Genomic DNA, 20171 nt, shown 5'->3' on the forward strand with positions numbered 1-20171 from the left:
CAAGATGAAGATTATTCCTGCTAAGACACCTGGATTTGTAAAAACTTTATTTCCAAAATTTGTCTGGAATATCAATACTGTAAAAAAAGAGCTCTATCTTACATTTGATGATGGTCCAACACCCGAAATAACAGATTGGGTGCTTCAGATTTTACAAGAATATGATGCTAAAGCTACTTTTTTTTGCATAGGAAAGAATATTGAATCTCATCCAGATATTTTTCAATCTATTTTAAAGCATGGTCATAGTGTTGGCAACCATACGTTTAATCACCTCAAAGGTTGGAAAACAAAAACAAAAGATTATATAGATGATGTTAAACGCACTCAAGATTTAATCAATTCAAAAACTGAAAATCGTCAATCTTCATTCGATAATCTTTTCCGACCTCCTTATGGTAAATTTAAAAGCAAACAGTCAAAGGTTTTACAAGAATTAGGTTACAAAATTGTGCTATGGGACGTACTCTCGTATGATTGGGATAAATCAATAAGTGAAAAAGCATGTTTAGAAAACATTATTCCTATAGCCAAGGAAGGAAGCATTATTGTATTTCACGACAGTGTAAAGGCTTCTAGAAACTTAAAATATGTATTACCTAAAGTCTTAGATTATTACAGTAAAAAAGGATTTGGTTTTAAGGCGCTTTCTAAAAGTATTCTTGAATAATACCTATTAAAGTATCTGCATCTTGCTCACCACTATGACGCCATTTCATTTCACCATTCTTGTAAATTATTAATGTAGGTAAACCTTTTACTCGCAATGCTTCTGCCAGTTCTTGATTTTTATCCACATCAATCTTAATGACTTTGGCTTTATCGCCTAATGCGGCTGCAACATCTCTGAGAATAGGATGCATTGCAGCAGATTGGTCATTCCCTTCTGTATAGAAGTCTAATAGAACCGGAATATCGACATCTATTAATTCCCCAAATTTTGACATATGTTGTGATTTTAGTCAAACGAGCTATACAAACCTACATAAAAATTTTACTCAAAACACATAGTAAGTTCGTAATGAACTATATAAAAATAAACAATTGTTAGCAATTATGCCTCTTTTGACCCTTTTTTAAGCTCTATAACAGTAATCTCTGGCCATATACCAACTCTTCCAGGATAAGCTAAAAAGCCAAAACCTCTATTAACATTGATGTATTGTCCTAAAGCTTCATAAATCCCTGCCCATTGATTATATCTCCATTTTGCAGGACTCCATTTTATCCAACCTGGTATTTCAATACCAAATTGCATACCATGGGTATGTCCACTCAAAGTTAAGTGGTAGTGGTAATCATCATTAACGACCTCAGCATCCCAATGACTTGGGTCGTGGGTCATTAAAATTTTAAAATCATCAGAACTTATTTGAGAAGAGGCTTTCTTTAGATCTCCAGCTTTCTTAAAACCACCTTTCCCCCAATTCTCAACACCAACAATGGCAATTTTATCACCATCCTTTTCAAGATATCTATGCTCGTTAAGTAATAAATCAAACCCAATTTCTTTTTGAATATCTTTTAGATCTTGTAAATTTTTTTTCTTCTCTGCAGCTGAATTCCAATCTACATAATCACCATAATCATGATTTCCAAGTACCGAATACTTACCATCTTTCGCCTTTAATCTACCAAAGGTTTCTTTCCATGGAAGCATTTCAGTTGCCTTGTTGTTCACCATATCACCAGTAAACAAAATAACATCAGATTGTTGCTCATTAATCAAATCTACTGCATATTCAATCTTTTCTTTGTTATCAAAGCTTCCTGAATGTATATCACTGATTTGCGTTAATCTATAACCATCAAAAGCGTCTGGTAAATCTTCAAAATGCAAAGTGTAATTAAGTACTCGGAAATTATATTTTCCTTTTACCATTCCGTATAGTAAAGAAGCAAAAGGAATAGCTGCCAAACCTAATCCTATTTGACTTATGAATTTACGTCGACTAGGCACATGCAAAACTTCATTCTTAGCTACAAATTTATCGTATAAACCATAAAAACCTCTTATAATATCTTCACCCAAAAGAATAGGCACCAAAACCAAATTTATAGACATAAATGCTAACAAAAACCCAAGTGCATAGCTTTTTGCTGGGCTTAAAACACGCCCTTCGCTAGTGATTGTAAACTGAACAATAAAATTACCCACTACAATTACTGCAAGTCCTAAAAACAAGTAATGTAACCAACTCTGCTTTGTTATAGTCTTAATAGCTTGGAAGGCATAAAGCGTGAGCAAAACATAAATGATAATAAAAATTATCCAGCGAATCATAACATATTTTAATCGCAAAGTTAAGCAACTACTTGTCTACTTATCTTATGAAATTGTTAAAGCTTTTTATTTGCAAGTCATCTAGCGCTTCAGCATTTGTTTTGTAATGAACCTGAACTTTTTTATTGGGTAGGATATCAAAGAAATTATCAGAAAAACGACCTTTAGAATTTGAATGTAAAAACACATCCTTTTGAAGTGTATTGCTACTCAATTCAATTGAAAAACCACTTTTCGTTTTGGTGATTTTTCTTTCTATTTCTGATTTATTTAATTCTAGATCTTTGGGTTTAGCAAAGTAGAAATGACTCTTCTCTTCATTAAATTCTGATATTAAAATCACTTTCTTTTTATCAAAAGAAACATCATTTAAACTCTGTTCTAACTTAAGCTCACTTGTATTAGGGCTTACCTCCACATTTTGATTATTCTCCCAAATCACATTGCCATCAAAATCAATAATAGTAGATATTAGGATACCCTTTTGAGCTTCTAACTTATCGTTTACAATCCAAGTTTTAAGTGTATCATTCTCAATTTTAGAGCTTACTAAAACATCATTAAATGCCTTTTTTGTTTTAAAATGCATGGCTTTCCAATTACCTAAAAAGTCAATGCTAGACCATGAAATCACTGGCCAACAATCATTTAATTGCCAATACAACGTACCCATGTTATATGGTTTTGCTCTTCGTTGTGCTTCAAACCCTAAAACCATACCATGAGATTGCACCAACTGACTCATATAGACATAATCCTCATCCTTTTCTGGAATAGGATAATCACGCTCCATATAATTCTTAATTATAGAATAACCTCTAGGATGTTTTTGATGCGTATCAAAAGCTTTTGAAGAAATAGAAATACTATCATTTCCATTAATATACTTAATAGCTTCGTAGCTCGGAAAAGCTTGAAATCCAAACTCACTCATAAATCTTGGTACGGCAGTCAATAAATGTTCAAATGGATATTCATCGTGCCAAATCCACCAATCGTGAGCGTCACCTTCTGTTAATGATCTTGGATCTCTTCTTCCGTAACTAGGCGAACTTTCCCAGTAGTCAATCTCAGAATGATATTGATTAACAATTTCTGGTAGAATACCATTAAATAAATTTTGATAATTTTCCCATATCTCGTTTTTTTCTTCTTCACTTCTATCGGTTTGCCAACCCCAATTATGCCAAGCTTCGTTATTTTCATTATTACCACACCATAAAGCAATAGAACTATGATTTCTAAGACGTTTAACATTATCAATAGCTTCTTGTTTTACATTTTCTAAAAAATCTTTATCTCCAGGATACATAGCGCAGGCGAACATAAAATCTTGCCAGACTAGAATCCCTTTTTCATCACATAACTTATAAAAGATATCTTCTTCATATATACCACCACCCCAAACTCGTAGCATATTCATATTAGCTTCTACTGTATCGTCTAATAAGCGCTCATAATCTTCTACTAAAACTTGACCTTGAAAACTATGTTGTGGAATGTAATTTGCTCCTTTGGCATAAACCGGAACATTGTTCACTTTAAAATAAAATGACTCACCAATACTATCTTTCTCTCTAACTAACTCCACAGTTCTTAGCCCTTTTTGCACTTCAACTACATCTAAAACTTTATTGCTTTGTTTAATCACAGCCTTCATATTGTATAAGTAAGGTTCACCTATATTATGCGGCCACCATCGCTTAGGATTTTCGATTTGGAAGGGTACCGAAAAAGTATTTGATGCTATTGAAAATTCTGTTGTTGATTTTAATTCATCGTTTACAAATATCTCAACTTGAATTGGTTCTTTTAAAGTATCAAAATCCACTTCAAATTCTGCTTGAAGACTCGCAGAAGAGTCATCCAAATACTTTTGATTAAAATAAACATCATTGATTTTTAAATCATTCCAAGATATTAATTCTATAGGCCTGGAAATACCACTTGAAGTTAATATTGGCCCCCAATCCCAGCCATAATGAAACTGTGGTTTTCTAGTAAAAATTCGTCTTCCGGCAGGTAACTCGTAAGGCAATTTACCTTCTTCTATTTCCTCATATTGACCTGTATGTTCAAAAACTATCTTAACTTCGTTATCAGGTTTAATAAGTTGCTTTACGTCTACCGAAAATTCTCTAAAGGCATTACTCGACTTCAGGATTATACTATCGTTTAAAAAGACCGTAGCATAAGTATCTAATCCATTAAAATGAAGCGCTAAATGTTTCCTCTTCAGTATTTCTTCATCAACAGAAAATTTTGATTTATATATCCAATCCTTTTCAGATATCCATTGTAAATCCAACTCATTATTTGCAACAAATGGGTCTTCAATAAGTTGATTAGCTAGTAAGTCTGTATGTACTTGTCCTGGCACCTTAGCAGTATACCATATTGAATCTTTGACTTCCTTAAATTCCCAATTAGCATTTAAAACTACACTTTGCGGTATATCTTCATTTTTACAACCTAAAACAACTACACTAATAATGGCCAAAAACAGTCTTTTCATAGCTATTGAATGATTTTTAAATTAAAATCTTTGTGCTAAATTAACAGAAATTAACCCTTAACTTTAGAACATATTGATGGATTTATAAAACAAATGATGTGATTTAGAACTATTGATCAATCCTTACTGATAATATCTCTCATAGACTTTATGGTTTTAAAATCTGAAACAGTTTGTGTCACTCCAAACATTGATTTTTCTTGCTCTACTTTCTTCGATGCTGAAGTATGAACTTCTTCAAAACCTGCATTCATAAATTTTATCACATTAGCAGTGTTGATTCCAGCACCTGGTAAAACAATGATTCTTCCGTTGCTCACTTCATTCAATTCTTTTAAGAGCTCTAAGCCTTCTTCTGCGGTTACTTTTTGGCCTGAAGTCAAAACTCGATCTGCGCCTAGTTCTATAAGTTGTAACAAGGTTTCTTTTGGGTTTTTAACCTCATCAAAAGCTCGATGAAATGTGAATGGTAATGGTTTGGCAAGGTCAATAAGTACTTTTGTTCGTTCGTCATCCAATGTATTATCTTGTTTTAAAACACCTGAAACAAAGCCTTTACAACCTAAATCTTTGCAAAGCTGAATATCGGTTTTCATTATCTGAAATTCATCATCAGAATACACAAAATTACCACTTCGAGGACGTATCAATACAAAAACCGGAATATCTAATTCTTCAATTACTTTTTTCAATAAGCCGTAAGATGGTGTAATGCCGCCAACTGAAAGTTCTTGACACAACTCTATGCGATGTGCTCCTGCGTCGCAGGCGTTTTTTGCTGATTGGTATGAATTAGCGCAGGTTTCTAGTTTCATATTAATTCACAATAATCTCATCAATAAAAGTCCAAGCTTTGTTGCCAGCTCCTTGCTTGCCTTCTGGGATTGTGCCGTAGTTCGGAATTTTAAAATAAATATACCTACTCAAAACATCTGCTTTTATTTTTATTGGAACAGTATTCTTATCTATCATCGGGATTTCAACTTTTGAATCTAAGCCATGATTTTGAAAACCAAATTCAAATTCTTTGGGAGCATATATCCATTGGCCATTACCATTATAAAATCGTGTTTCAATCGAATTAATCTCAACTTCCTCTCCTAAATCTATTTCAATCTCAATATCTTCTCCCCAAAATCCTAACCATTCTTTATCTCCATATCGCGAATCGTTTCCTGAAACACCGTTAATTAAACCTTCTGCTCCACTACCAGAATAGGCTTTATGTGGTTGCTTATCAATCGTGATTTTTGCACCAACTGCTTTGTGGTAATTGATGCGTTGTGCAAAGGTTTTACCTAATTGTTTCTCCTCATTAAACACAGCGGCTTTGATTGTAGAACTTTCGGTAATCGGAATTTTAGATTCATAAATTTTTGAACTAAAGGTAGGCTCACTTCCATCTAAAGTGTAACGAATGCTCTTGCCTTCTGTGAGAGTTTTTAATTCATAATACGACTTTCCTTCTTCAGAAATTAAATCACCTTCAATTTCATAAAGATGATTGGCATAGTTAATATCTAAAGCATCTAAACGCTGGTGAAAGTTTTCTAACCTCGAAACAAAATTCTTGTAGTTTTTGAGTTCAGGTTGAGACCAAACCACTTCACTTAGCGTCAACATTCTCGGAAATGCCATATACTCAAGATGCTTTTCATTTGGAATATACTCTGTCCAAATATTGCCTTGAGCACCTAAAACATATTTTGATTCTTCTGTTGTTAATTCTTCTGGAATTGGATTAAAACCATACACTTTTTCCAACGGCAAAAAACCTCCAATAGCTAAAGGTTCATCCTCATTTTCGGATTGGTAATAATCAAAATAGCAATGTGATGTTGGTGTCATTACCACATTATGTCCAGATTTTGCAGCTTCAACTGCTCCACTCGTACCTCGCCAAGACATTACCGTTGCATTGGGTGCCAAACCACCTTCTAAAATTTCGTCCCAACCTATGATTTGTCGTCCTTTTGAATTAAGATACACTTCCATTTTGGTAATAAAGTAGCTTTGTAAATGGTGCTCGTCTTTTAAGCCTTCTTTCTTAATCAGGTCTTGGCAATGCGTACAATTTTTCCAACGTGTTTTTGGTGCCTCATCTCCTCCAATGTGAATATATTTACTCGGAAAAAGTTCTAAAACCTCATCCAAAACATCTTCTAAAAACGCAAAGGTTTTTTGGTTCGGACAATAAATTTGTTCAAAAACTCCCCATTTCTTGGCTACTTCAACTGGTTTGTTGGTTGCTGAGCCTGTCGAAGTACAGCCTAACTCTGGATAAGCCGCAATGGCAGCTTGTGCGTGACCTGGCATTTCTATTTCTGGAATCACAGTAACAAAACGCGCTTTAGCATATTGAACAACGTCTTTAACTTCCTCTTGGGTGTAATAACCTCCATATCGTTTGCCATCAAACTGATGTGGTTGGTCGCTGTAATGCCCTACCAAAGTTTCATCTCTATATGCTGAAACCTCTTGTAGTTTGGGATATTTTTTAATCTCAATGCGCCAACCTTGGTCGTCTGTAAGATGCCAATGAAAAGTGTTCATCTTCAACATAGACAAAGCATCAATATATTTTTTTATAAAATCAACCGAAAACATATGTCTTGCCACATCGAGATGCATACCTCGATATGAAAATTGAGGTTCATCCTTCACTATCAATGCCTGAACAGCAATTTCATTTTCTAAAAATGTATCGTTTTCCAGACCAACAGGCATTAATTGCCTTAAGCTTTGCACAGCATAAAATGCACCTTGATCTGTTGATGCTTTAATTGTTATTCCGTCTTTTGAAACCTTTAGAGCATAGGCTTCAGGCTTTAAATTGTTATCTAGTTTAAATTGAATTTCATTTCCTTCCTTCAGGTTTATAAGACTTCCGCTTTTAATAAAATCTTTTAAAAATAGTGCACTAACTTTAAGATTGTCATCGTAAGTTATACCTGTAGATTCATCGATGACAAAAAATGAATCCATTACGTCTACAGAATTTGGAAGCGGAATAATCTGTGGTTGAATTATTTGTACCGATTTTTCCTTACAATTAATAAGTGAAAGGGATAAAATGAAAAGTGCAATTAATTTCTTGATGTGCATTTTAGTATATTAGATGCATTAAAATTAGCAATCTTTTTTGATGCCTATTAAACCAACCTTAGTTTTAATTGTTCTCTTTTCTTTTTTTGGCTGTAAAGAATCTTCTTCCATTGAACCTGCAAAAAAAGACCAACCACTATCCAACTACGTCAATACCTTCATTGGCACAGGTGGTCACGGTCATACCTATCCTGGCGCAACGATGCCTTTTGGTATGATGCAACTGAGTCCTGATACACGTTTAGAGGGTTGGGATGGCTGCTCTGGCTATCATTACACAGACGAATACATCTACGGATTTTCACACACACATCTTAGTGGTACAGGTATTAGCGATTATGGCGATGTGCTTTTAATGCCAACCAATAAAGTGAATTTTAATAATGGTTCAGATGGAAAATCGGGCTATCGTGCACATTTTTCACACGAGAATGAAAGTGCTGAACCTGGCTATTATAAAGTACATTTAGACTCAACTAATATTGATGTTGAATTAACGGTTTCCAAACGAAGTGGTATTCATAAATATCAATTTCCATCGGCTGAAAATCAGTATGTGGTTTTAGATTTGGCACACAGAGACAAACTGTTGGGTTATAAAATTGACAAGTTAAACGACAGAGAAATCAATGGTTACAGACATTCTGCTGCTTGGGCAAAAGATCAGCGTTTGTTCTATCATATTAAATTTTCGCACCCAATAAAAAACATCGTCTATGATGATAGCGAAGGTGTGGCTGTGAGTACAAATTACAAGTTTGAAAGTAAAAAGGCCGTCATTCAATTTGAAAACCCAAACAACGAACCAATCCTCATTAAAACAGGAATTTCAGCCGTTGATGAAGCTGGTGCTTATAAAAATTTGGAAGCCGAAGTTTTAAACAAAGATTTTCAAACCGTAAAGCAAGAAGCACAACAAGCCTGGGAATCTCAACTTGAAAAAATTGTTATTGAAGCTAACGACATAGACAAAAAAACCAATTTCTATTCTGCATTATATCATACTATGATTGCACCAAATATCTATCAAGATGTTGATGGTCGTTATAGAGGTATGGATTTAGAAATTCATCAAACTAAAGATTTCGATTATTACACTGTGTTTTCACTTTGGGATACGTACAGGGCCGCTCATCCGCTCTATACGATTATAGAGCAAGACAAAACCAATGATTTCATCAATACATTTTTGGCAAAATATGATGAAGGCGGTATAATGCCAATGTGGGATTTATCAGGAAATTATACTGACTGTATGATTGGCTACCACGCTGTACCTGTTGTTGCCGATGCGTATTTAAAAGGTATTCGCGGTTACGATACCGAAAAAGCTTTTGAAGCAATGAAACATTCGGCAACGCGAGATAAATTTGGGTTAGAAGCCTATAAAAACTATGGTTTTATTCCTGTTGATGAAGAAAGCGAATCGGTTTCAAAAACCTTGGAATATGCATATGATGATTGGACCATAGCTCAGATGGCAAAAGCGATGAACAAGGACGACGACTATAAAACATACATTCAACGTGCGCAGTACTACAAAAATGTGTTTGACCCAAGTAGTAAGTTTATGCGAGGACGCTTTAGAAATACGTGGTTTTCGCCTTTTGACCCTTATGAAGTTAACTTCAACTATACCGAAGCCAATTCTTGGCAATACAGTTTTTATGTGCCACAAGACATTTCTGGCTTCATAGATTTATTGGGTGGAAAAGACGCTTTAGAAGCCCAACTTGATGAATTATTTTCGGCAAAAAGCGAAACTTCGGGACGTCATCAGTCGGATATCACAGGTTTAATTGGTCAGTATGCTCACGGTAACGAGCCAAGCCACCATATGGCTTACCTTTATAATTTTGCAAATAAGCCACATAAAACGCAAGAAAAAGTTCATCAAATTTTAACCGAACTCTATAAAAACGACCCAGATGGTGTTTCGGGAAATGAAGATTGTGGACAAATGAGTGCGTGGTATGTATTGAGTTCTATGGGCTTTTATTCTGTAACGCCAGGCTCTAATCAATACATCATTGGCGCACCACTTTTTGACAAAGCCACCATTAATCTGGAAAATGGAAAACAATTCAACATTACAGCGCATAATCTTAGTGACACCAATAAGTATGTAGAATATGTGTATTTAAATGGCGAAAAACTGAACAACACCTTCATCACTCATAAGGATATTGTAAATGGTGGTAATTTGGAATTTCATATGACTGACAATCCAGCGGTTTGGGGAAGTCGAGACGGTCAAGAGCCAAAAACCGAAATTACAGACCATATTATTTTACCGTCGCCATTTATCGAAAAAGGCGATATCACATTCAGAGGTTCTACGGAAGTAGTTTTAAATACTTCTGAAAAAGATGCCAAGATCTTTTATGCTATTAATGACGAAGATTTTCAACTATACGAAACGCCTTTCAGCATAAAAGAAGACACAAAAGTGAAGTTGTATTCTGAAAAAGGCGAACTGAAAAGTCCTGTGCTAACCACACCATTTTATAAAATTGACCAAGACTTAAGCATCACGCTTGAAAGTGAATTTGCTAATCAGTATTCGGCAGGTGGCAATGATGCACTTATAGATGGTATTAGAAGCACCAAAAACTACAGAACAGGCAGTTGGCAAGGCTACCACAACACAGATTTAGTGGCCACTGTAGATTTAGGTAAAATGAAATCTGTAAATCTCGTTTCAGTAAACTTTTTGCAAGACCAAGGGGCTTGGATTTTTTATCCGACCGAAGTCCAATGTCTAGGTTCGGTAGATGGAAAACAATTTTTCCCTATTGAAAAACAACCAAGAAAAATTGATGCAGCTAAAAAATCAAATGATATTGAAATTAAAGAAGTTTATTTCAAACAAGTACCAAAAAAATATAGATACATTAAAATCATCGCAAAGAAACTAGGCAAACTACCAGAATGGCATTTGGGCTACCCAATGGATGGCAGAAGCTGGATTTTTGCTGATGAAATTTCGATAAAATAAGTAAAACTAACTAACAATTATATGAGCAATCAAAACAACAAATCGGCTTTAGCAACCTTAGTCACCGTTTTCTTTTTCTGGGGATTTATTGCTGCATCCAACAGTGTATTTATTCCTTTTTGTAAAACGTATTTTAACATTGACCAATTTCAATCGCAATTGGTAGATTTTGCCTTCTATGGCGCCTATTATATTGGAGCGCTATTATTATTTATTCTTTCTGGTTCTATCAAAAAAGACATTATGAATAATTGGGGCTACAAAAATGGAATCATATACGGCTTGTTACTTTCTGCAGTTGGTGCTTTTGTAATGTATCCTGTAACTGCAGGTGCCGAACAAGGTCAAACTGGTGTATTTTATCTGGTGCTTATCGCCTATTTTATTGTTGCCTTAGGCTTCTCGCTGCAACAAACTGCTGCCAACCCATTTGCTATTGCACTTGGTGACCCAAAAACTGGTTCGCATCGTTTGAATTTAGCTGGTGGTATTAATTCCTTCGGAACAACTATAGGTCCTGTTGTGGTAAGTTTAGTTATTTTTGGTTCAGCAAGTTGGAGCACAGACGAATTAGCTTCTATGATTGCCAATAATGAAATTACGCTAATGACTGTGCAACAGCTTTATCTTGGTGTTGGAGGTTTATTTTTAGCTGCAGCAGCATTATTCTATTTCTCTAAAAAATTACCAGCCTTAAAATCTGAAACAGCTTTTGAACCAGCTAACAAAGCCAGAAACCTACTTATTGGTTTAACCTTAATTATTGTTGGGTGTTTTGGATATATTTTTAGCACATATTCTGGCAATACTGAAGCTACAGAAGACCTTGAACATACAAGATTAATGGTTTTATTCATTGCGCTTCTTTCTGTAATTGCAGCTGTTTTTATTGCTAATTCTAGTGCTACTAAAAAGCCTAAAGGTTGGGGAGCGATGAAATATCCACAACTGGTTTTGGGTATGCTAGCCATTTTCACTTATGTAGGTGTAGAAGTTACTGTGGGTAGTAATCTAGGTGAACTTTTAAAACAAGAGTTTGAGAGCTCTGGTCTTAATGCATTAGGTTTACCTGTTTTGAATGACTCTCAACTAGGCTCATACATCTCGTTATATTGGGGCGGATTAATGATTGGTCGTTGGGTTGGTGCCATTACTGTTTTTAATCCAAGTAAAGGTCTTAAAAAAGCCTTGCTTATCATTGTTCCTTACATTGCCTTTGGTGTTATTATCCTAGTAAATTCTATAAAATATAGCTTTAGTACAGACGAAATTTTGTTCTTTGCCATTTGTATTGCGGTTCAAATTGGTGGTTTTTTCTTAGCTAAAGACAAACCCGTTCAAACTTTAAAAATATTTAGTTTATTAGGCATTATTGCAATGCTCATCGGTTTATTTGCTTCGGGTAATGTGGCTTTATTCGCCTTTATTTCTGGTGGTTTATTTTGCTCAATAATGTGGCCTTGTATTTTCACATTAAGTATTGCTGGATTAGGTAAATATACCTCACAAGGTTCTTCATTTTTAATAATGATGATTTTAGGTGGAGCAATTATTCCACCTGTACAAGGAAAGTTAGCTGATGTATTTACTATACAATCTTCTTATTGGATTGCAGTTGTCTGTTTTGCATACCTTTTATTCTATGCATTTAGAACAAAGACCGTTTTAGACAAACAAGGTGTTGAATATTAAATCTTAGATTTTGAAACGAAGAAACTTTATAAAAAACGCTGCCCTAACAGGCGCAGGATTAGCTATTGGAAATTCTATCACAAGCTGTGCTGACTCTGAATCTAAAGAAGAAAATAATGACGCTATCGTTTCAACAGATGAGGCAAATTTACCTTTAGTAATTGCCACCTGGCACGTAAAAAATGCTACAGCGAAAGCTATGGAAGTATTACAATCTGGCGGAACGTCTCTAGATGCCGTTGAGCAAGGTTGTATGGTTGAAGAAGCTGACGTTAAAAATAGTTCTGTAGGTAAAGGTGGTTTACCAGACAGAGATGGAAATGTGACGCTAGATGCTTGTATAATGGACAAAAACGGAAATTGTGGTTCTGTGGTTTATCTTCAAGATATAACACACGCAGTATCTGTCGCCAGAAAAGTAATGGAAGACACACCTCACGTTATGTTGGCTGGCGAAGGTGCCAAACAATTTGCCATTTCAAAAGGATTTAAAGAAGAAGACCTGTTGACGGAATCCTCAAAAAAAGCTTGGGAAGACTGGAAAGTTAAAAGCGAGTACAAACCCATAATAAATATTGAAAATCACGATACCATTGGTATGCTAGCCATAGATAAAAATGGAGATATTGCTGGTGCTTGTACCACAAGTGGATTGGCTTACAAAATGCAAGGACGTGTTGGTGACTCGCCAATAATAGGTTCTGGATTATTTATTGATAATGAAATTGGTGGCTGTGTTGCCACTGGTTTAGGTGAAGAAGTGGTTAAAACCGTTGGCAGCTTTTTGGTAGTAGAATTAATGCGCCAAGGCAAATCACCTCAACAAGCTTGTGAAGAAGCGATTAGGAGAATTGTAAGCAAACCAAACAGTAACTATAAAGACTTTCAAGTAGGCTATATTGCTGTAAACAAAAAAGGAGAAACTGGCAGCTATTCTATACATCAATGGTTTAGTATGACCAAATTTCAAGATGGGAAAAATGAGAAGATTCAATCTGATTTTTTCAATAAAACCTAAAGGTTTCATTCTATTTATCCATTAAAAATAGATTTATAACGTGTTTTTTTGAAACATAATATATGCTTAGTAACTTGCTATAAATTTTTTAAAAGCTCCCTACAAAAATGTCTACTATAAGAGTACTTATTGTTGAAGACGACCCAATTATTGGAGAGGATATTTATGATATGCTTACCAATGTAGATTATAGTGTTGTAGCTGTAGCTTATTCTAAAACAGAAGCTATAAGTTATATAAATGATGAGCAACCAGACTTAGTGCTTTTAGATATTAATCTAGATGGCAATTACGAAGGTTTTGATGTTGCTGCACATATCAATAAAACCCGAAGAGTTCCTTTTTTATATCTTACCTCGTATTCTGGCAAAGAAATTTTAGAGCTTGCTAAACCTACAATGCCAATGGGCTACATTGTAAAACCTTTTAATGAAAAGGAATTGTATTCTAATATAGAAGTAGCACTTTATAATTTTTCTAAATTCGTTTTGCCAGTTTCACTTGAAATAGAATTGGTTAATTCAAAAATAAATACTCCACTTACACAAAGAGAGTTTGATATTTTAGAGGCTTTATATGAAGGTAAGACTAACAGACAATTAGCAGAATCGCAGTTTGTAAGTATTAATACGGTAAAAACGCATATAAAGAATATTTATGAAAAAATGAACACTAATACGCGTTCAGAAACTATAGCGCTAATACATTCTTTACTGCACTAGCAATTATTTTGGAAGTACAAAAGAAACAGAAGTTCCATTGTCGTTTGTAATACTTACAGATGCTTTTAATTTTTTTGAAAGCGATCTTATAAGGCGCTGACCAAAAGATTCTTTCTTATCATTTTCAATAATATCGTTCTGCATACCAACACCATTATCTGCTACCTTTAAAGTATAGAAATCATCGCGTTCAGACATTTTTAGAGTTATCTCAGGCTTAGATTTCACATCTTTAGGGAATGCGTGCTTTAAAGAATTTGTTACTAGCTCATTAACAATTAACCCAAGCGGAATTACAGATTCTACATCCATTGTAACCTTTTCTGCATCAATCTTTAGATCTATATCGTTCTCACTTTTATTGTATGAATTTAGAATACTATCTACTAAGCCTTCAAAATAATGTTGAATATTTACCATGTTTAAGTCCTCACCAACATATAAATTTTTATGCAGAATTGCCATGGATTGCACACGGTTTCTCCCATTTTGGAGGACTTCTAAAACATTATCATCCTTCACATATTTAGATTGTAAATTAAGTAAACTCGAAATCATTTGAAGATTATTCTTTACACGATGATGTGTCTCATGCAATAAGAGTTCTCTATCCTTCAATGCTTTAGTAATAGTTTCATTTTTACTTTTTATTTTCTTGTTCATCTTTAACAGTGCCAAAGCTGCTATAGCTAATAAACCAATACCAATCAACGAAATAATCATTATAGATTTAGAACGTGATAATTTAGTCTCTTTAATTTCATTTTCTTTGCTCAACAATGCAATTTCTGCATCTTTCTTTTGTTGATTATATAGTGCATCTTTTTCTGCAATAATTTCTATAGACTCTTTAGAATAAATAGAATCTGTCATTGTTTTATAAGCCTTAAACGTTCCGAGTGCAGATTTGTAATCCCCTTTTTTCTCATATGCTTCGGCTAATAAATCATAAGCTCTCTGTTCTTGGTTTAGTGATTCGTGCTCTTCAAAAGAAAACACATCATTAAGTTGGTCTATGGCTTCATCATACCTATTTAGTTTTATTAAAATTTCACCCATATGAATTTTAGATTCACATAAGTTGTATGTACTACTTAGATTTTCTCGGATTTTTAATGCTTTTAAATGCTCTTCATAGGCTTCATCTAATCGGTTTTGTTCTTGCCTCAATAGCCCAAGAAAATCGTGGTGAAAGCCCATTTCTCTTAACGTAGGAAATACAACATTGTATTTCTTTTGTTTCATTAAATGATATTCTGCCTTTTCATATTCACCCAAGTCGGTATAGACCATACCTAGATTTGCGTTAACACTTGCCAAACCAGTACTATCTTGTATGGCTTCAAACTGTTTTAACGCTTTTAAATATTGTTGCTTTCCTTTTTCAAGCTGACCTACATTAAGGTAAAAACCTGCTAATGTGTTATTTATTCTGGCTTTTTGCTTAGCAGTACCAACAGCATCGTAAATTTCAGCAGCCTCTAATAAGTGTTTTTGAGATTCTACATTATTACCAAGATACATGCTAATTGTTCCTATAAAATGCGAGCTGATTGCAATATCTAGAGAATCATTATTTCTTTTTGAATAAGAATTTATACCTCTATAATAATCTAACGCTGTACTATAATCGCCATGCCATCTATGACTCGCAGCAAAAATGTAGTTATTTCTACGTATCTCGTTACTATCACTTTTAATGTAATTGGTTTCTAAATTTTCTGCAATAGATTCCGCTTTATCTGGATCTCGTTGTACCAAATACTCTCCTAACAAGAACAATGACTCTTTTTTAACACTTTTAGACACATTACTATCTATAATGTTCTGCAAACTGTCTTGATAAGCATCTACAGGTGCATCTTGGCAAAAACTAAGATTAGCAAACACTAAGCATAGACCAAGGAAAATTTGATTGATTTTCATGTAAAACTATTAGTAATACAAAGTTAACAAACCTATTGAATTCTAAAATCACCCAAAAGGATGAAATAAAACTTTAGACAATTTAAGAATTTTACGCCAAGCTATTAATCAATTCTCTACGCCATGAATAATTTTAACCAAAAGGATTCAAAAGATACATTAAGTAAAACTCCATTTAAAAATTTTGCTATAGGTATTGTTGTTATGCTTATTTTTTTAATTGGCCATAGCCTATTTGCACAAGTTGGTGTTGGTAACACAAATCCGCAAGCACAATTGGATATTAGTGCTTCAAACACTACTTCACCAACAAATCAAGATGGTATACTGATACCTCGAGTCACAAATTTACCGGCTGATGCCTCTATGACCACAAACCAAGATGGTATGATGGTTTTCTACACTGGCTCTGGCGAGTCTGGCAAAGGCTTTTATTATTGGGATGATGATGCTAATGATTGGGTATTTCTCGCTTCTGGAGCAAAAAATACATTAGACCAAGCCTATAATGAAGGTGGTGCTGGTGCTGGTAGAGTTATAATAGCAAATAATGGTGCTGTGAGAATAAATGGAGAAGACGGTTTTCTAGTAACAGGAACCCAAGGAAGTGGTGATTTAATTGATACAGAAGTTACTGGAGCTGGGACAAAAATGTTTTTTAATCCCAACAAAGCCGCCTTTAGAGTTGGGCATGTAGATGGCAACCAATGGGATAATACAAATATTGGAGATTATTCTACCGCAATGGGAAATAGCACGACAGCTTCGGGTGACTATTCTACTGCTTTAGGTTTTAATGCCACAGCTCAAGCTTATGCTAGCTTAGTTTTAGGGCGTTATAATGTTCTCGCAGGAACTACAAATAGTTGGGTAAACGGCGAACCGATACTTGTTGTAGGAAACGGAAATAATGCTAGCAACAGAAGAAACGCCTTTACTGTATTAAACAATGGAAAAACAGGAATAGGGCAAAACAATCCTCAAAGTCCATTACATGTTGGCATTCAGACCTCTTTTGATTTAAGCTATGCAAATACTGGCCAAGATGGTCTTTTTTTAAAAGGTAGTGGTAACAACAGTGGTGTGAATACGGTAGGAAGTTCTATTGGCTTTGGTCCTCCACATACTGCGCGTGTCAACCAAAGAAAAGCTGCTATTGCAGCCATACAAACGTCTGGTGTTGCAGACCATGTAGGTTTAGCTTTTTATATACATGCCAACAATATTAATTTGTCTGATATGATCGAAGCCATGCGAATTACTCATGCAGGTGTAGGAATCAACAATAATAATCCAGATGCATATCTTGATGTTATTGGTACCTTTCAGTTTGAAGATGGTAATGAAGCTGCTGGTTATGTATTAAGCTCAGATGCTAATGGAAATGCATCTTGGACAGATCCTAATACGTTAATTTCAGAAAGTGATGACCAAAACATACAAAATCTCGCATTTAATAGTTCTACAAATATTTTAACTGTTGGGATAGAGAATGGTACTTCACAAACCGTTAACTTATCTGACTTAGATAGTGGTGGAGACATTACTCAAATTACTGCTGGCACAGGTCTTACTGGAGGTGGAACAACAGGAGCAGTAACTATAAATGCCGTTGGAACAAATGGTATAACGACTAACGCAAATGATTTTAGACTTGGTGGAAGTCTGATTGAAAATACTACAATAACGCAAAACACTATGTCTATGATTTTTAATCTGAATAGCACAGGTGATTTTGAAATACAAAGTAATGGTTCTGATGCATTTTTTGTTGAGAATACAGGTGATATTGGTATAGGTAACTCAAATCCTATGTATCCTCTTCACATTACAGAATCTGTAAATGGTACTACACGTGGTGTGTTTATAGATAAAACAGATAATTCAGCTTCTGAAACATCTGGGCTATATGTTGAAAAAACAGGAAATGGATCAGGAAGGAATCATGCTATTTTTACAGATGTTGATGGCTCTGGTGATGGTCAGAAATACGGTATCTTCAATAGAATTACTAGTTCAGCAAATGGAGGGCAATATGGAACACGAAATTTTTTAAGTGGAGCAACTGCGTCTTTTCAATTTGGAACTTTTAATAATTTAGACAATAATGGTACTGGTAATCAATATGGAGTTTACAATGGCATGAGAGGAACAGGTGCTGCAAATCTCTTTGGCGTATACAATGAGTTTGAACGTGCTTATTCTGGCGTTAATATTATTACAGGCGTAAGAAACCGATTTACCAACGGAACGCCTGGCACCAATGGAATGAATGGTGTCTACACTGATTTTACCACATCTGCTAACGGTACTTATTATGGTGTTCGCAATGAATATACCGCTGCTGCTACAGGTACAGGAACTAAATACGGCTCTTATAATTTAATTAATGACTCTGCTGGTGGCACTCATTATGGTGTATATAGTGAGGCAACTAATTCCACAGGTTATGCTGGTTACTTTTTGGGTCGTTTTTCTGTGGGTACAGCAACCAATACTAAGCTAGAAGTGAATGCAGTTGGTGATACTTCTATGGGAGGAGATCAAGTTTGGAGAGACGGTAATACCAGTGGTACAATATTAGCCCAAATGCTAGATGATGGTAATGATGCTAGGTTTATTCTGAGAGAGAATGGAGCTATTTCAGTTGATCTAGATACAAATACTCAATTTGTGTTTAACGAACAAGGATTAAATAGAGATTTTAGAGTGGAGTCTGATGGCATTTCCAATATGATTAGAGTTGATGCAGGAAACAATAGAGTTGGCATAGCTACTGGAGCTCCTGATGCTATTTTAGATATTGAAGGCAATAGCACCGGCACAGTAACACAATTAGAAGTTACAGAAACTGCTTCTGGTGATGGTAGTCGTATAAAATTTAATAATTCTGTTGAAACAGATGAGAATTGGATTCTATATGGTAGAGCAGACAACACTATAACAGACAATCAGTTTAACCTATATCATTCTAATGCTGGTAATGTATTTACTGCTTTAGGAAATGGATTCTTTGGTATTAACGAGGCTAGCCCAGACACTAGATTACATTTAAGACACAATAACAGTGGTGCAAATGGTGGTTTTAAAATTGAAAATGCATCTGGTGGGAACTATTGGAGGTTATATACAACTTCAGCTACTAGTGGTGACTTGAGACTTTATAGTTCTGTATCAGGAGGAACTACTATTATTGGAGCATTTAATGGCGCTTCAGGAGCATATACAGCTTTCTCGGATAGAAGATTAAAAAAGGACTTTAAAGACCTACACTTTAATTGGAAAAAATTTATGGAGTTAAGCCCTCTTACTTACCAATTAAAAAATCAGAATAACGGAACACGTTATATAGGTATGGTAGCACAAGATGTTCAGAAAATTTATCCTGAATTAATTACTTACCATAAAGAAGAAGATGTATATCATATGGACTACAGTGCTACAGGTGTAATTGCTGTAAAAGCTGTACAAGAGTTAAAAAAAGAAGTTGACATTTTAAAAACAGAAAATGCAATACTAAAAGAACAACTTAGCAAACTAGAAGCTTTAGAGGCAAGAATATTAGCTTTAGAAAACAACAACTCTAGTGCTATAACTATATCAAAAAATAATGAAAATAATACAACGGAAGATTAAATAATAATTGTAAAAGGTGCAATTATGTTTTTGGGCGAGAAAGCCGCAGTAGGGAGCGGCTTTTTCGAGCTCAAAATTCAAAAAAGTAACTTCAACATATTACATAAGAATTTTAACTATCAGTTAATTTTTAATTTTAGTTTTTGGAAAGGGTCGCTGTAGGGAGCGGCTTTTTTAATTTTAAGTACTTAAATATATGTAAAGACACCAATAATTCACCCAAAAGGATGAAATAAAACCTAAGAAAATTTAAGAATTTTACAACAAGCTATTAA

General features: G+C 34.6%; 12 protein-coding genes. 6 read left to right on the forward strand and 6 right to left on the reverse strand.

Going from position 1 to position 20171, the window contains the following annotated elements:
* Positions 1–4: 4 nt before the first annotated feature.
* On the forward strand, positions 5–670 hold the full coding sequence (locus tag ACXAFS_RS00265; protein WP_475304527.1) for a polysaccharide deacetylase family protein: 666 nt from the start codon (positions 5–7) through the stop codon (positions 668–670).
* On the opposite strand, the gene ACXAFS_RS00270 is transcribed toward ACXAFS_RS00265, so the two are convergent.
* From ACXAFS_RS00270 to ACXAFS_RS00290, 5 genes are all read right to left on the reverse strand, one after another.
* Complete coding sequence (locus tag ACXAFS_RS00270; protein WP_475304529.1) at positions 651–947, reverse strand: thioredoxin family protein; 297 nt, start codon at positions 945–947, stop codon at positions 651–653. The genes ACXAFS_RS00265 and ACXAFS_RS00270 overlap by 20 nt on opposite strands.
* A 107-nt stretch (positions 948–1054) precedes the next feature.
* A complete protein-coding gene (locus ACXAFS_RS00275) occupies positions 1055–2284 on the reverse strand; it encodes a metallophosphoesterase (protein ID WP_475304531.1) in 1230 nt (409 codons plus the stop codon).
* Positions 2285–2324: 40 nt separating this feature from the next.
* Positions 2325–4799, reverse strand: a complete 2475-nt coding sequence (locus ACXAFS_RS00280) for a beta-mannosidase (RefSeq protein ID WP_475304532.1) — start codon at positions 4797–4799, stop codon at positions 2325–2327.
* A gap of 116 nt (positions 4800–4915) precedes the next feature.
* Positions 4916–5614, reverse strand: coding sequence for a copper homeostasis protein CutC (locus ACXAFS_RS00285; protein WP_475304533.1), 699 nt, complete (start codon positions 5612–5614; stop codon positions 4916–4918).
* Between the two features lies 1 nt (position 5615).
* Positions 5616–7904: a glycoside hydrolase family 20 protein gene (locus ACXAFS_RS00290; RefSeq protein WP_475304535.1), complete on the reverse strand. Its 2289-nt coding sequence runs from the start codon at positions 7902–7904 to the stop codon at positions 5616–5618.
* Between the two features lie 40 nt (positions 7905–7944).
* On the opposite strand from ACXAFS_RS00290, the gene ACXAFS_RS00295 reads away from it, so the two are divergent.
* From ACXAFS_RS00295 to ACXAFS_RS00310, 4 genes are all read left to right on the forward strand, one after another.
* A complete protein-coding gene (locus tag ACXAFS_RS00295; RefSeq protein ID WP_475304536.1) occupies positions 7945–10902 on the forward strand; it encodes a GH92 family glycosyl hydrolase in 2958 nt (985 codons plus the stop codon).
* Positions 10903–10923: 21 nt separating this feature from the next.
* On the forward strand, positions 10924–12594 hold the full coding sequence (locus tag ACXAFS_RS00300; RefSeq protein WP_475304538.1) for an MFS transporter: 1671 nt from the start codon (positions 10924–10926) through the stop codon (positions 12592–12594).
* A 10-nt stretch (positions 12595–12604) separates the two neighbouring features.
* Positions 12605–13612, forward strand: coding sequence for an isoaspartyl peptidase/L-asparaginase family protein (locus tag ACXAFS_RS00305; protein ID WP_475304539.1), 1008 nt, complete (start codon positions 12605–12607; stop codon positions 13610–13612).
* Between the two features lie 107 nt (positions 13613–13719).
* Complete coding sequence (locus ACXAFS_RS00310) at positions 13720–14334, forward strand: response regulator (protein ID WP_475304540.1); 615 nt, start codon at positions 13720–13722, stop codon at positions 14332–14334.
* A 3-nt stretch (positions 14335–14337) separates the two neighbouring features.
* Here ACXAFS_RS00310 and ACXAFS_RS00315 read toward each other — a convergent pair whose 3' ends face one another.
* Positions 14338–16260, reverse strand: a complete 1923-nt coding sequence (locus ACXAFS_RS00315; RefSeq protein ID WP_475304542.1) for a histidine kinase dimerization/phosphoacceptor domain -containing protein — start codon at positions 16258–16260, stop codon at positions 14338–14340.
* A gap of 123 nt (positions 16261–16383) precedes the next feature.
* Here ACXAFS_RS00315 and ACXAFS_RS00320 point away from each other — a divergent pair, with 123 nt between their 5' ends.
* Positions 16384–19896, forward strand: a complete 3513-nt coding sequence (locus ACXAFS_RS00320; protein WP_475304543.1) for a tail fiber domain-containing protein — start codon at positions 16384–16386, stop codon at positions 19894–19896.
* Positions 19897–20171 lie beyond the last annotated feature (275 nt).

It is taken from the genome of Winogradskyella sp. ABM4_392, from assembly GCF_056160445.1.